General features: G+C 66.8%; 12 protein-coding genes and 1 other RNA gene. 5 read left to right on the top strand and 8 right to left on the bottom strand.

The window, feature by feature from the left end; genetic code table 11:
• Positions 1 to 17: 17 nt before the first annotated feature.
• On the bottom strand, positions 18 to 548 hold the full coding sequence (def, locus tag EP380_RS00140; RefSeq protein ID WP_106572723.1) for a peptide deformylase: 531 nt from the start codon (positions 546 to 548) through the stop codon (positions 18 to 20).
• 101 nt (positions 549 to 649) lie between these two features.
• Between def and EP380_RS00135 the strand changes: the two genes are divergently transcribed.
• The 3 genes from EP380_RS00135 to EP380_RS00125 are packed head-to-tail and all read left to right on the top strand — an operon-like array spanning position 650 to position 3821.
• Entirely contained in the window at positions 650 to 1903 is a 1254-nt protein-coding gene (locus EP380_RS00135; protein ID WP_127595290.1) for a DNA recombination protein RmuC, read from the top strand.
• A gap of 57 nt (positions 1904 to 1960) precedes the next feature.
• The gene (gene recR, locus EP380_RS00130; RefSeq protein WP_106572721.1) at positions 1961 to 2566 is read left to right on the top strand and encodes a recombination mediator RecR; all 606 of its coding nucleotides are present in this window, start codon (positions 1961 to 1963) and stop codon (positions 2564 to 2566) included.
• A 25-nt stretch (positions 2567 to 2591) separates the two neighbouring features.
• A complete protein-coding gene (locus EP380_RS00125; protein ID WP_127595287.1) occupies positions 2592 to 3821 on the top strand; it encodes a lytic murein transglycosylase in 1230 nt (409 codons plus the stop codon).
• A gap of 103 nt (positions 3822 to 3924) precedes the next feature.
• On the opposite strand, the gene EP380_RS00120 is transcribed toward EP380_RS00125, so the two are convergent.
• The 5 genes from EP380_RS00120 to ffs all read right to left on the bottom strand — a co-directional run bounded on the left by EP380_RS00120 (position 3925) and on the right by ffs (position 8273).
• The gene (locus EP380_RS00120) at positions 3925 to 4770 is read right to left on the bottom strand and encodes an arylamine N-acetyltransferase family protein (RefSeq protein WP_238719635.1); all 846 of its coding nucleotides are present in this window, start codon (positions 4768 to 4770) and stop codon (positions 3925 to 3927) included.
• Between the two features lie 32 nt (positions 4771 to 4802).
• Positions 4803 to 5804: an LLM class flavin-dependent oxidoreductase gene (locus tag EP380_RS00115; RefSeq protein ID WP_127595284.1), complete on the bottom strand. Its 1002-nt coding sequence runs from the start codon at positions 5802 to 5804 to the stop codon at positions 4803 to 4805.
• 88 nt (positions 5805 to 5892) lie between these two features.
• On the bottom strand, positions 5893 to 6216 hold the full coding sequence (locus EP380_RS00110; RefSeq protein WP_127595281.1) for a YbaB/EbfC family nucleoid-associated protein: 324 nt from the start codon (positions 6214 to 6216) through the stop codon (positions 5893 to 5895).
• Between the two features lie 16 nt (positions 6217 to 6232).
• Positions 6233 to 8092: a DNA polymerase III subunit gamma/tau gene (locus EP380_RS00105; protein WP_476739141.1), complete on the bottom strand. Its 1860-nt coding sequence runs from the start codon at positions 8090 to 8092 to the stop codon at positions 6233 to 6235.
• A gap of 83 nt (positions 8093 to 8175) precedes the next feature.
• Positions 8176 to 8273: signal recognition particle sRNA small type (ffs, locus tag EP380_RS00100), an RNA gene on the bottom strand.
• 239 nt (positions 8274 to 8512) lie between these two features.
• On the opposite strand from ffs, the gene EP380_RS00095 reads away from it, so the two are divergent.
• Together EP380_RS00095 and nudC are read left to right on the top strand one after the other, a co-directional pair.
• Positions 8513 to 8932, top strand: a complete 420-nt coding sequence (locus tag EP380_RS00095; protein ID WP_127595276.1) for an HIT domain-containing protein — start codon at positions 8513 to 8515, stop codon at positions 8930 to 8932.
• 33 nt (positions 8933 to 8965) lie between these two features.
• The gene (gene nudC / locus EP380_RS00090; protein ID WP_127595273.1) at positions 8966 to 9910 is read left to right on the top strand and encodes an NAD(+) diphosphatase; all 945 of its coding nucleotides are present in this window, start codon (positions 8966 to 8968) and stop codon (positions 9908 to 9910) included.
• 65 nt (positions 9911 to 9975) lie between these two features.
• On the opposite strand, the gene EP380_RS00085 is transcribed toward nudC, so the two are convergent.
• Together EP380_RS00085 and EP380_RS00080 are read right to left on the bottom strand one after the other, a co-directional pair.
• Positions 9976 to 10842, bottom strand: a complete 867-nt coding sequence (locus EP380_RS00085) for a prephenate dehydratase (protein WP_106572716.1) — start codon at positions 10840 to 10842, stop codon at positions 9976 to 9978.
• 4 nt (positions 10843 to 10846) lie between these two features.
• The gene (locus EP380_RS00080) at positions 10847 to 11584 is read right to left on the bottom strand and encodes a 3-deoxy-manno-octulosonate cytidylyltransferase (RefSeq protein ID WP_127596711.1); all 738 of its coding nucleotides are present in this window, start codon (positions 11582 to 11584) and stop codon (positions 10847 to 10849) included.
• Positions 11585 to 11661: the final 77 nt, after the last annotated feature.

The following is an 11661-nucleotide window of genomic DNA, read 5'->3' as shown; positions in this document are numbered from 1 at the left end:
GGCAAGATCAAGCTGCCCTACCCCGCCATCCGCGACGGCGGCTTGTCCCGAGCGATCTTTTTGAACTTCTTGACCACCATGTCGCGCTTCAGCCTGGACAGATGGTCGATGAACAGAACGCCGTTGAGATGGTCGATCTCGTGTTGAAGACAGGTCGCAAGCAGCCCGTCAGCATCGACCTGACGCTTGTTGCCGTCGATGTCGACATAGTCCACGGTCACCGCAGCCGGCCGCTCGACCTCGGCGTAATAGTCGGGAATCGACAAACAGCCTTCCTCGTAGACCGAGCGCTCGTCGACCGAGGCGACGATTTCGGGATTGATGAAGATCTGCGGTGCGCGCGGCTCGTCCTCCTTGGACAGATCGATGACAAGCAGGCGCAGCGGCTCGCCGACCTGGATCGCCGCCAGGCCGATGCCCGGCGCCTCGTACATCGTCTCCAGCATGTCGTCGGCAAGCGCCCGGACAGTCTCGTCCACCCGCTCCACGGGCTTGGAAACCTGGCGCAGGACGGGATCGGGCAGGAAAACGAGTGGCTTGATCGACATGGTCTTCAGGTAATCGGTGGTCGTGTGAGCGTCAACTCCATCTTAGCCAATGTTCCTGTTTTGATCTTATGCGACGCAAACGAATCGACTAGGATGGCGGGATGGACCCGATCACGCCGCTCCTGTCCCAGCCACTGTTTCTGTTCGGCGAGGCCACGTTGACCGTCGCGCACGCGCTGCTGGCCGGCGCGGGATTGATCCTGGTCCTGATCGTCCTGCTTGTCGCGACGCTGATGCGTGCGGCGCGCACGCGTGCAAGAGCTGCGGCGGACGCGGCCGCGGCAGCCCGCGAGGCGGAGGCGCGCATGGCCGAGATCACGCGCGCGCAATCGGAAATGCAGGGCCGGATGGCGACCATCGCCGAGGTGTTCGGGTCCAGGCAGGGCGAACTCAACAAGGCGATCTCCGAACGGCTCGACACGATGACCGGCCGGCTCGGCCAGTCGATGAGCCAGCAGGCCCGCGCCACGCACGAAAGCCTGGCCAAGCTGCAGGAGCGGCTGGCCGTGATCGACACCGCCCAGGGCAATATCCAGTCTCTAGCCGGCCAGGTCGTGCAATTGCAGCAGATCCTGGCCAACAAGCAGACGCGCGGCGCGTTCGGCCAGTCGCGCATGGAGGCGATCGTGGCCGACGGACTGCCGTCGGGCGCCTATGAATTCCAGGCGACGCTGTCGAACGGCAACCGGCCGGACTGTCTGGTCAAGATGCCGAACGGCGCGCCGTCGCTGGTGATCGACGCCAAATTCCCGCTGGAATCGTGGAATGCGATCCGCGCGGCCGGAGAAACCGAAAGCCCGGAGGCCGAAAAACAGGCCGCGCAAGCCTTCCGCCGCGACATCGACGTGCATATCAAGGCGATTTCCGAACGCTATCTGATCCAGGGCGAGACCCAGGACACGGCCTTCATGTTCGTGCCGTCGGAATCGATCTTCGCCGAGATCCACGAAAATTTCGAGGCGCTGGTGCAGCGCGCCCACCGCGCTCGCATCGTGATCGTGTCGCCGTCGCTGCTGATGCTGTCGATCCAGGTCATCCAGGCAGTGCTGAAGGATGCGCGCATGCGCGAGCAGGCGCATCTGATCCAGGGCGAGGTGGCGCGGCTGATGCTGGATGTGGGGCGGCTCGACGAACGGGTGCGCAAACTGCAGACGCATTTCTCACAAGCCAATCGCGATCTCGACCTGATTCTGACCTCGACGGAGAAGGTGACCAGGCGCGGCGAGAAGATCGAGGCGCTGGAACTGGGCGCGGGCGACGGCGGGGCGGCGGAGGCCGACGGCAGCAGCCCGCCCAAGATGGCCGAATCCAAGACCGGCTCGCTGCGGCTGCGCGTGGTCGACGGCGACGATTGAACGCTTTTGCCGCGCTCGGCGCTTCAATCGCGGCCGGATTGCACGTAGACATGCGCCATGTCGAAGCGAATCGCCGGCCCCGAAATCGAACGCCTGATCCAGTTGCTGGCCAAGGTGCCCGGCCTCGGCCCGCGCTCGGCGCGGCGCGCCGCCCTTCACCTGATCAAGAAGAAGGAGCAGCTTCTGGAGCCGCTGGCGGCGGCCATGGCAGAGGCGGTCGACACGGTGCGCATCTGTTCGACCTGCGGCAATGTCGATACCAGCGACCCGTGCACGGTGTGCACCGACGCGCGCCGCGACCCGGCAACGCTGATCGTGGTCGAGGACGTCGCCGATCTTTGGGCACTGGAGCGCGCCGGCGCGATCAACGCGCGCTACCATGTGCTCGGCGGCACGCTGTCGCCGCTCGACGGCGTCGGCCCCGAGGATCTCAATATCAAGGCGCTGGTGGACCGCGTCGCGGGCGGCGAGATCGGCGAACTGATCCTGGCCGTCAACGCCACGGTGGAAGGCCAGACGACCGCGCACTACATCACCGACCAGCTGGACGGGCTCGGGGTCAAGGTGACGCGGCTTGCCCACGGCGTGCCGGTCGGCGGCGAGCTCGACTATCTCGACGAGGGAACGCTCGCGGCGGCGCTGAAGTCGAGAACCACATTTTGACGCATTGTTTGCCCAGGAAACCGACATGACACGCCTGCGCCGCCTTGCCATCCTCGCCGCCGCGCTGCTTCTGGCGACAGTGCCGGCGGGCGCGTCCTCGGTCGAAAAACAGTTCCGCGCCTGGCTCGACGCCGATCTGTGGCCGACCGCCAAGGCCAACGGCGTGTCGCGCGCCACCTTCGAGGCCGCCTTTGCCGGCGTCTCGCCCAATCTCGACCTGCCCGATCTCGTCCTGCCCGGCAAGAAGGCGCCTGTGGCGCAGCATCAGGCCGAATTCCGCTCGCCGGCCGCCTATTTCAACGAAAACACCGTGCGCGGCGTCACCGCCGGCGGGCGGGCACGGCTCAAGCGGCATCGCGGCACGCTCGCGGCGATCGAAAAGCGCCACGGCGTGCCGGCCGGAATCATTCTCGCGATCTGGGGCCGCGAATCCGGCTTCGGCCGGGCAAAGATCCCGCACGACGCGTTCCAGGTTCTGGCCACCAAGGCGTTCCTGTCGACGCGCAAGGAGATGTTCCGCACCGAGGTGCTGGCCGCGCTCGTTCTGGCCGACCGCAACCAGATCAACCCGCGCAGCATGAAATCGTCCTGGGCCGGCGCGCTCGGCCAGCCGCAATTCCTGCCGAGCTCCTATCTGAAATTCGCCGCCGACGGCGACGGCGACGGGCGCGCCGATATCTGGAATTCCGAGCCCGATACGCTGGCCTCGATCGCGCGCTATCTCGACGCGCACGGATGGGTGCGGGGGCGCGACTGGGGGTTCGAGGTGACGGTGCCGCGGGACGTGTCCTGCGCGCTCGAAGGACCGGACCGCGGCCGGCGGATCGCCGACTGGGCGGCGATGGGCATCAAGCGCGTCGGTGGCAAGCCGTTTCCCGCGCACGAACGCGACGGCGAGGGCTATCTGATGATGCCGGCCGGCCGCTTCGGCCCCGCCTTCATCGTCACGCCCAATTTCTACGTGCTGAAACAGTATAATGAGAGCGACGTCTACGCGCTATTCGTCGGCCATGCCGGCGACCGCATCGCCTATGGCGACCGCCGCTTTGCCGGCGGCTGGACGGCGATCGACCGGCTGAACCGGGCTGACATCGCCGCGATGCAGAGCGGGCTGGAACGGCTCGGCCACGATGTCGGCGGCGCCGACGGGCTGGCCGGTTTCAAGACGCGCCGCTCGATCGGGGCCTGGCAGACGAAAAACGGCCGCGCGCCGACCTGCTTTCCCGATGCCGGGCTGGTGCGGGCGCTGCGCTGAGCCAGGGCCGTTCTGCCTGTTACGGAACCGCAGACCGACTCCACCTTACTATTTCGACGCTTTTTTGAGCGGCGAACCGCTGTCCGCTTCGCCTGGAAACGCCCTAAGCGTCTTTCAGGATGCCGGTTGCCTTGACGCGCGCGGCAAAACCGGCCCGGTCGGGGACTTCGACGCCGAAATCGGTTCGGAACGTTTCGACGAAATCGTCAATCGATTCCAGCCGGCGCTGGCGGACGGCGCCGTCGTGCCCGCGGAAGGTCAGGCGGTCGTTCGACAGGGTAAAACGCCCGTCGCGCGTCGGCCGGGCCGCCATGATCGTCCAGGTGAAATGCGATTGGGGATGGGTCGCCATATAATAGCTGGTGACCCGGTAGTCGATCGGCTGCTGCCGCTGCAGGTCGAAATGGTAGACGGGACGCCAGTCGCCGTCGACCGCGGCCTGCAGGCGGAAATGATCGCCACCATCGACGATGCGGTAGTCCTCGTGCGGGGTCGACTGGACCACGCCCGCGGCAAGGCGCAACGGCGCGGTCAGGGTCATACGGCCGAAGCCGACATCGGCAAGCCAGGTCTCGCCGTCGAGCGCGATGCGCAAAAGCATATGCGCGCGCGGGATCGCGGTTTCGTCCGGCTGGCCCCACATCACCCGGGCGGCGAGCCCCGTCACCTGAAAGCCGAGCGCGGAAAGCACCCGCCAGAACAGAAGGTTGTGCTCGAAACAATAACCGCCGCGCCTCGAGCGGACGAGCTTGTCCTGCACAGAAGCCAGATCCAGCTTCACCGGCCGGCCGAGCAGCGGATCGAGATTTTCGAAAGCGATCGCCTGGGGATGCAGACAATGAAGCTGCCGCAGCACCGCCAACGTCGCCGCGCGCTCGCCATGATAGGAGATACGGCGGAAATAGGCGTCGAGATCGAGCCCGCGGTCCTCCGGAATGCCGGCCGTCACCGTCCCCTCCGTGACGTCGCGCCGCGCATTCCTCAGGCGGCCCGCGCCAGGGCGCGATGGCAATCGGCCAGGATCTCGAAGGAGCGCAGCCGGGCGGCATGATCGAAGATCTGGCCGGTGACGATCAGCTCGTCGGCGCCGGTGCGGCGCGTGAAATCGGCGATGCCGGCCTTGACCGTCTCCGGCGATCCCACCACCGCGCAGGAGAGCGCCTGGGCGAGCATCGCCCTGGCGGACGGATCGAGCGTGTCTTGGTAATTTTCGACCGGCGGCGGCAGCTTGCCGGCCCGGCCGGAGCGCAGATTGACGAAAGCCTGTTGCTGCGAGGAAAACAAAAGCAGCGCCGCCGCGTCGGTCTCGGCGGCGAACACGCTCATGCCCAGCATGACATAGGGTTTTGCGAGCTGTTCGGACGGCTTGAAGCGTTCGCGATAGATCCGCACGGCGTTTTCCATCTCGGCCGGCGCGAAATGCGAGGCGAAGGCGTAGGGCAGGCCGAGCGCGGCGGCGAGCTGGGCGCCGAACAGGCTCGAGCCCAATATCCAGATCGGCACCTCCAGACCGGCGCCCGGCACCGCCTGCACGCGCTGGCCCGGCTGCGGCGGGCGGAACCAGTCGATCAACTCGACCACGTCCTGCGGGAAGGCGTTGGGATCGGCGTTCAGCCCGCGACGCAGCGCATGGGCGGTCGCCATGTCGGTGCCCGGCGCGCGGCCGAGGCCGAGATCGATGCGACCCGGGTAAAGGGCCGCCAACGTGCCGAAGGCTTCCGCGACCATCAACGGCGCGTGGTTGGGCAGCATGATGCCGCCGGCGCCGACGCGGATGGTGGAGGTCGCCGCCGCGACCTGGCCGACCACCACCGCCGTGGCGGCGCTGGCGATGCCGGGCATGTTGTGGTGCTCGGCCAGCCAGTAGCGACGGTAGCCCCAGCCCTCGGCATGGCGCGCCAGATCGAGCGTGTTGGCCAGCGACCGGGCGACGTCGCTGCCTTCGGCGACGGGCGCCAGGTCGAGAACGGAAATCGGGATCATGGCACGGATATGGGGGCCAGCGCGGGCGGATACCAGGGCGGATCGGGCAAGGACGACCAAGCCACCCCGTGCCCGGCCGGGCGCCGATCTAGAACGGCAGCTTGAAACCGGGCGGGATCGGCAGGCCGGCGGTCAGTTCCTTGGTCTTTTCCTGCATCAACGCCTCGGCCTTGGCCTTGGCGTCATTGTGCGCGGCCAGGATCAGGTCTTCCAGAATCTCGACATCGTCCTCCTTGAACAGGGACGGGTCGATCTTGAGCTGCTTCATCTCGCCCTTGCCAGAAAGCGTGACGTTGACCAAGCCGCCACCCGACTGCCCGGATGCCTCGAGCTCGGCGATCTCCTGCTGCATGGCCTCGAACTTGGCCTGCATTTCCTTGGCCTTGCCCATCAGGCCCATCAGATCCTTCATTGCACTGTCCTCGTGTTCAGCTGTCGTCTTCGTCGGCGTCCGGCGCCGGTTCGACCATGGGTTCGTCCGCCGCGACCGCATCGGGGATGCGCACGTCGATGATGCGGGCGCCGGGAAAACGGGCCAGGATCGCCGCGACCTCGGGGTCTGCGCGCGCATCGAGAATGGCGCTTTCGCGCCGGCTGGCCTCCTTCTCGGCCATCGTGTCGTCGCCGCGTTCGCGCGACAAGGACACGATCCAGCGCCGGCCGGTCCATTGCTGCAGGCGAGAGGTGATGTCGCCCAGCAACGTCTTCGGCGCGTCGTCGGTCAGGCTGACCTCGAGCCGGCCCGGCTCGATCCTGACAGGCCGCACGCAACGTTTGACCAGCACCTTGAAGGCCAGGTCGCGATTGCTGTCGGCCAGCGCGGCGATGTCGGCCAGCGAGGCGATGCGCGGCTCGGGCTGCGCGGTCTCGGCCGGTGCGGGATGGCTTTGGTGCGGCTGAATTGCCGCTTCCGGCGTCGTCGCAGCCAGCCGCATGGTCGCGCCGCCGCCGCCATTGCCCGAGGCGAGCGCAACGGGCGCGGACACCGCGCGCGCGCCGGCGCCCGGCCCCGGCGCGGACGTGCGGCGGGCGGGTCCGCCGGCCGGTGCGGGCTCGGCGCCGTCGTCGGCGCGCTTGAGCACCTCGTCAAGCGTCGGCAAATCGGCGGCATGCGCCATGCGGATCAGCACCATTTCGCCGGCGCTGACCGGGCGGCTGGAGGCCTGCACCTCGGGAATGCCCTTCAGGAGCATCTGCCAGGCCCTGGACAATATCCGCACCGACAGATCCGAGGCCAATTTCGGCCCGCGCACGCGCTCGTCCTCGGTCAGGGCGGCGTCGTCGGCGGCCTCGGGAACGAAACGCAACCGGGTGACGAGATGGGTGAACTCGGCAAGGTCGGTCAACACGGCGGCCGGATCGGCGCCGGCGTCGTACTGGGCGCGGAACTCGGCCAGCGCCGCGGCGATGTCGCCCTGCATAAGCCGTTCGAACAGGTCGATGACGCGGGCGCGGTCGGCCAGGCCCAACATGTCGCGCACCGTCGCCGCCGTCACCGCGCCGGCGCTGTGGGCGATCGCCTGGTCGAAGATCGACAGCGCATCGCGCGCGGAGCCCTCGGCTGCACGGGTGATCATCGCCAGCGCCTCGTCCTCGACGGCGATCTCCTCCTTGGCGGCGATCCCGCGCAGATGCTCCACCAGCACGCCCGCGTCGATGCGGCGCAGATCGAAACGCTGGCAGCGCGACAGGACCGTGATCGGCACCTTGCGGATCTCGGTGGTGGCGAAGATAAACTTCACATGCGGCGGCGGCTCCTCGAGCGTCTTGAGCAGGCCGTTGAAGGCCTGCGTCGACAGCATGTGGACCTCGTCGATGATATAGACCTTGTAACGCGCCGACACGGGGGCGTAGCGGACCTGCTCGATGATTTCGCGGATATCGTCGATGCCGGTATGCGAGGCGGCGTCCATCTCGATGACGTCGACATGCCGGCCTTCCATGATCGCCTGGCAGTGCTCGCCGGGTTGGGCGAGGTCGATCGAGGGCCGGTCGGTCGCCTCGGTCTTATAATTGAGGGCGCGGGCCAGAATGCGCGCCGTCGTGGTCTTGCCGACCCCGCGCACCCCCGTCAGCATCCAGGCCTGGGCGATGCGCCCGCTGGCGAATGCGTTGGTCAGCGTGCGCACCATCGGCTCCTGGCCGATCAGATCCTGAAAATCATGCGGCCGGTACTTCCGGGCGAGCACGCGATAGGCACGCTCCCTGCTGTCGCCTGCGCCGGCCTCGCTCATGGCTCGATGTCGCTCCGTCTGACTGCCCGGATCATGGACGCCCGGTCCGCTCAAATCTCGCGCGGCGGGTTGGCGGCGTCAATGCCGCGCCGCGCCCGAACTCGAAATGTCGATTGGCCCTGGAGCGCAACGGTGAGGTGGGAGGCTGGCACGATGACCCGTGCCGTGGCTCGTTAGGGCTGCTTCCTTCCGGACCTGACCCGGTTGGCGAGTGGCTCGTCCACCACCAACCTCCCACGCCCCATATCGTCAATTGCGCGGGCAAATGCAAGGGGCCGCAACATGGCAACGCACGATGACGCGCGGGACCCACGGACGCGCGCGCAATGCGCGCAAACGATGGCGATCCCCCGCCGCCTTGCCTTTCCCAACGCGGTTTTTCACCGGCCGGAGCCAAAAAACCTGCCCATCAAACCGCTTCCATTTGACGATGAACGGTTCTAGCCTTCGGACAACCAGATCGGGGAAACGCCCATGATGCGGGGGCAAGAACACGGTTTCATCCTGGACCGGCGGCTGAATGCGGAGAGCGAGCCGCTGATCTGGCTCGGGCTGTGCGAGTTGCGCGTCATGAACGACCGCCGCTGGCCGTGGCTCGTTCTGGTGCCGCACCGCACCGGCGTCGAAGAGCTGTTCGAGCTGACGCCGCTCGACCTGACCATGCTCACTTTCGAGATCAACCTGGTCGGTCAGGCGCTGAAGGAGCAAACCGGATGCACCAAGGTCAACGTCGCCGCGCTCGGCAATGTGGTGCGGCAGCTCCACGTCCACATCGTCGCACGCTCGGAAGGCGACCCGAACTGGCCCGGCCCGGTCTGGGGGCATGGCTTGCGCGAACCCTATCGCCGCGAGGATTTGCACCAGTTCGTGGAGTGTATCCGGCAAAGGCTGTAACGGCCCTATACCCCAGAAATGAAAGCTGACCTGATGGGATTTCACTTGTTCGACGCGCCCGAACGCGAGGCGAGCCAGTTTGTCGGCTTCGCCGGCAACGCGATCGACCGGCAGTCGGAAAACCGCAGGGACGACGATGTCGAGACCGCGCTTGCCGATCCCGCCTGCCGCGTGATGGTGATGGGCGGGGGACGCATGCATCTTAAAAAGGCCGGCGAAAGCTTTTCGGCCTGGTACGGCGCCGACGAGGCGCGCGCGCTCGACGCCAAGCTCGCCGATGCGGTCCTGCTTGGATGGGACGCGAACGGGCCGGTGATGGCGGCGCCGGCCGGCCGCGAGGTCGACGATCTTCCCGATACGGTCAAGGCGATCGACTATCGCTCGATCTATATGCAGGGCCTGCTCGACCCGGCCGCGCTCGGCGCGCTGGCGCAGGGCGCGGCGATGCTGGCCTGGCACCACACCCATCGTTTCTGCAGCCGCTGCGGCGCGGGCTCGCAAATGCGCGACGGCGGCTTCAAGCGAACCTGCCCGTCCTGCGGGGCGCAACATTTTCCGCGCACCGACCCGGTCGTCATCATGCTCGCGGTGACGCGCGACGCCTGCCTGCTGGGCCGCAGCCCGCATTTCATGCCGGGCATGTATTCATGCCTGGCCGGCTTCGTGGAGCCCGGAGAGACGATCGAAAACGCGGTGCGCCGCGAAACCTTCGAGGAGGCGGGCATCCGGATCGGCCGCGTCGTCTATCACGCCAGCCAACCCTGGCCGTTCCCGCATTCGCTGATGATCGGCTGCTATGGCGAGGCGATAACCGAGGCGATCGATGCCGACACGACCGAGCTGGAGGACTGCCGCTGGTTCAGCCGCGCCGAAACCCGCCAGATCGTGGCCGGCACGCATCCCGGCGGCGTGCTGGTGCCGCCGAAAATGGCGATCGCGCACCACCTGATCAGCGCCTGGGTGGATGCCGACGGGTAAAGCCCACCCGCGCAGCGGGCGCCGATAGGCAGCGGCATAACGACTTGCGCCGGCCGCCGCCAGCTTCAGTCGTCCTCGCTCTGGGTGGCGCGGAAGGGATGGGCCTCGTAGACGCCGAGAATGCGCACCTCGCGCGAGAAGAACTGCAGCTCCTCAAGCGCCAGTGCCACATTGCGGTCGTCGGGGTGGCCCTCGACATCGGCGTAAAACAGCGTCGAAAAGAACTTGCCGCCGAGCTGGTAGCTCTCCAGCTTGGTCATGTTGACGCCGTTGGTGGCAAACCCGCCCATCGCCTTGTAGAGCGAGGCTGGCAGGTTGCGCACGCGGAAGATGAAGGTGGTCATCATCGTGGTGTCGGGCCTTGTGCGCTCGGCCCAGCGCTTGGTCTTCGACAGCACGACGAAACGCGTCACGTTGCTGTCTGTGTCCTCGACGTTCTCGGCGACGACCTTGAGCCCGTAAAGCTCGGCTGCCAACCTGGGCGCCAGCGCGGCACAGGTAGGATCGCCCTCCTCGGCGACGAGCCGCGCCGCGCCGGCGGTGTCGCCGGCGACCACGGATTTCCACCGGTGGCGGCGGATCACCTTGCGGCACTGGCCCAGCGCGTGAATATGGCTGTAGACGGCCTTGATGTCGTCGATGTCGGCCGAAGGCAGCGTCATCAGCTGGAAATGAATCGGCAAAAAATACTCGCCGACAATATGCAGCCGCGATTCCGGCAGCAGATAGTGAATGTCGGCGACGCGGCCGGCGATGGTGTTTTCGATCGGGATCATCGCCAGGTCGGCCTTACCGGTCTCGACCGCGTTGAAGGCGTCCTCGAACGTCGCGCAGGGCAACACCTCCATCTCGGGAAACATGTTGCGGCAGGCGGTGTCGGAATTCGCACCCGGCTCGCCCTGAAAGGCGATCTTGTTGGTCTTGGACGACATGCGGTCAGTTTCCTCGGGTAGCGAGCGCCGCCCGGGCGCGTTCGAGATCGGCGGGGGTGTCGACGCCGAGCGGCACGGCGTCGACGATGCGGGCATCGATGCGCATGCCGGCTTCGAGCGCGCGCAACTGTTCCAGTTTCTCGCGCCGCTCCAGCGGCGAGGGGGCAAGTGCGACGAAACGTTCCAGAGCGGCGCGCCGGTAAGCATAGATGCCGACATGATGGTAGAGCGGCCCCGTGCCCCACGGGGCGGTGGCGCGGGTGAAATAGAGCGCCCGCAGGGTCGCCGGCGCCGTCGGCGAACCGACGATCTTGACGACGTTGGGATTGGTCTTTTCGTCTTCCGCGACGATTTCCACGCCGAGCGTGGCGATATCGACCTCGGCCCGGCGCAACGGCTCCAGCACGGCCGCGACATCGGCGGGATCGATCGTGGGCAGGTCGCCCTGAAGATTGATCACGGTTTCGACCTCGCCTGCCGAATCAAGCGTTTGCAGGGCCTCGAATATGCGGTCCGATCCCGATTGGTGATGGCCGCCGGTCAGCACCGCCTCGTGGCCATGAGCGCGCACGCTGCTGCAGATCTCGTCGCTGTCGGCGGCCACGACAACGCGGCCGAGCCCGCTTTCAACCGCCCGCGCCGCGACATGGGCGATCATCGGCTCGCCGGCAATATCGGCGAGCGGCTTTCCCGGCAGGCGGGTGGAGCCCATGCGGGCTGGTATGAGAATGACAATCGACATCTGGGGCGGGAAAAGTGGCAAAACGTCTCACATGGAATAGGTCTTATATGTGTTGCAAGGCCGTAGCAAAAGACCTA

Origin of the sequence: Nitratireductor alexandrii, assembly GCF_004000215.1 — a bacterium.
Classification (GTDB): Bacteria; Pseudomonadota; Alphaproteobacteria; order Rhizobiales; family Rhizobiaceae; genus Mangrovimarina; species Mangrovimarina alexandrii.
The sequence above is the reverse complement of the archived record's forward strand: the minus strand, read 5'-3'. Positions and strand labels throughout refer to the sequence as shown.